The organism is Moorena sp. SIO3I6 (genome assembly GCF_010672095.1).
The window spans coordinates 1-1,864 of record NZ_JAAHHU010000966.1; the positions used below are offsets into that span (position 1 = coordinate 1).

A 1,864-nucleotide genomic window follows, 5' to 3' on the forward strand; every position below is an offset into this window, starting at 1 on the left:
AAGGGAGGACGGAGGAGCTTTTGGGAGACGCTGATCGACATCCAACATCACAAATTGATTAACTGGACTGGTAACGGACGAATGATTTCTTCATATCTTAGATGCTCGCCTTGATTTAAGCACAATTTTCTGAAGACTACTTATTTGTTGGGCAAATAAAATTAATTTAGCTGACAATAGAGGTTGAAATCCTCACTCACAGGACTAAATGGCCATCGGTTCTCAAGTCAATACTACTTCAGTAGCAGCCCATTGCTGCGTAACTCCTGCTCTTGTGCCCCAATGTTAAATTTTCGGCTTTGTTTAGTTCATTTGTACTAAAACTAACCCAGATGTCTTCTTCTAAACCCGAAATACCAGAAATCAGGTCTGCTGACCTGTTTAATTTAGAAATGCCCACAAAATTCTTCGTAAGTCTAGGCACTGCTCCAATGCTCTTAGGTATACTCTCAATACAAGCTATCGGTTCATGGTTAGAAACCACAGGTATTAGTAGTGAGGAAGTGTTTCGAGGGGAGAGATTGCCTGTTCTCCCCTTCCCAGATTTGGAAAGGGATGATCAATAATCCAAATTTGCTGTTGTTTTTGCTATGTACTACAAAGTTGCTCCTAGTCGTGGATACTGCCATCGGGCAAAACTGCCCCCCTTAGGTTTGCCCCTGTCAGTTTTACCAAGAGCTTACCATTAGAACCCACTTTAGCTCCACTCATGTCAGCTCCACTCAAATCAGCTCCACTCAAATCAGCTCCAATCAGATTAGCCTCTCGTAAGTTAGCCTTACTGAGGTTAGCTTGAAATAAATTGGCTCTAAATAGATTAGCACCTTCGAGGTTAGCCTCAGCAAGATTGACCCGATGGAGAAAGCCGTCTTTTAGGTTAGCCTGACTTAAGTTAGCGGATTGGAGATTCCGATTTGAGAAATCTCTTTCTTTGAGGTCTGCTCCCCTAAAATCAGCCCCACTCAAGTCAGGAGGGGCTTTGGGAGCCCGAGTTTGAGCGGGAGTGGATGGCTGGGTTCTAGAGTTACCGGGGGGCTGGGCAGTCCGAGCTTGGGCTTGAGTAGTCCGAGTTTGGGCGGGAGTGGATGGTTGGGCTCTTGATTCAGCAGGGGGCTTGGGATTCTGAGGTTGGGCGGGAGTGTATGGTTGGGCTCTAGAGTCACCAGGGGTCTTGGGAGTGCGAGGTTGGGCGGGAGTGTATGGTTGGGCTCTAGCGTTAGCAGGAGTCTTGGGAGTGCGAGGTTGGGCGGGAGTGTATGGTTGGGCTCTAGCGTTAGCAGGGGTCTTGGGGGTCCGAGATTGAGCGGTCGTGGATGCTTGGGCTCTAGATCGTTCTGGTTGTTTGTATTTGTAATAGTTTGGTGGGTTTGGCTGGGCTGATGGTGGTGGTTTTGGTCTTGGATTTGGATTGCGATAATCCCGATACGGTGTTCTTGCCCTAGCTTGCTTTTGTGAAGCAGTGGGTGATTTATGATGCGATCGCAATTTTTCTCGTGCCTGATTCAGTAACTTAAGTTTTTCTTCAGCTTTTTGCTTGAGGCGAGGATTATCCTCAGGAACACGATCGGGATGCCAAATAAATGCCAAATCCTTGTAAGCCTGGTTCACTTCTTCCGGTGATGCTCCAGGCTCCAGTTCAAGAACTCTATAGCATTGCTCTAGCTCATTTTGCTTCACCACCATATTATGTGTAACCTAGCGACTTTTCCTTTCTCGACTCTAGACTATCAACTATAGGCTTGCTTGTGTTGTTCCCTATAGTCTACAGACTACAGCCTAGGTAAGCATTCAGCGGTCAGCGATCAGCTATCAGCGATCAGTTACAAGCTATCAGTGTGTCGCGTATCAGCTATCAACCAAAGGC

2 protein-coding genes are annotated in these 1,864 nt (G+C 46.8%); one reads left to right on the top strand and one right to left on the bottom strand.

What is annotated here, in order from left to right; all coding sequences use genetic code 11:
• The first annotated feature begins 332 nt into the window (after positions 1-332).
• Positions 333-566: a hypothetical protein gene (locus F6K49_RS45015; RefSeq protein WP_075896431.1), complete on the top strand. Its 234-nt coding sequence runs from the start codon at positions 333-335 to the stop codon at positions 564-566.
• Between the two features lie 43 nt (positions 567-609).
• Here F6K49_RS45015 and F6K49_RS45020 read toward each other — a convergent pair whose 3' ends face one another.
• Positions 610-1,677: a pentapeptide repeat-containing protein gene (locus F6K49_RS45020; RefSeq protein ID WP_293108601.1), complete on the bottom strand. Its 1,068-nt coding sequence runs from the start codon at positions 1,675-1,677 to the stop codon at positions 610-612.
• Positions 1,678-1,864 lie beyond the last annotated feature (187 nt).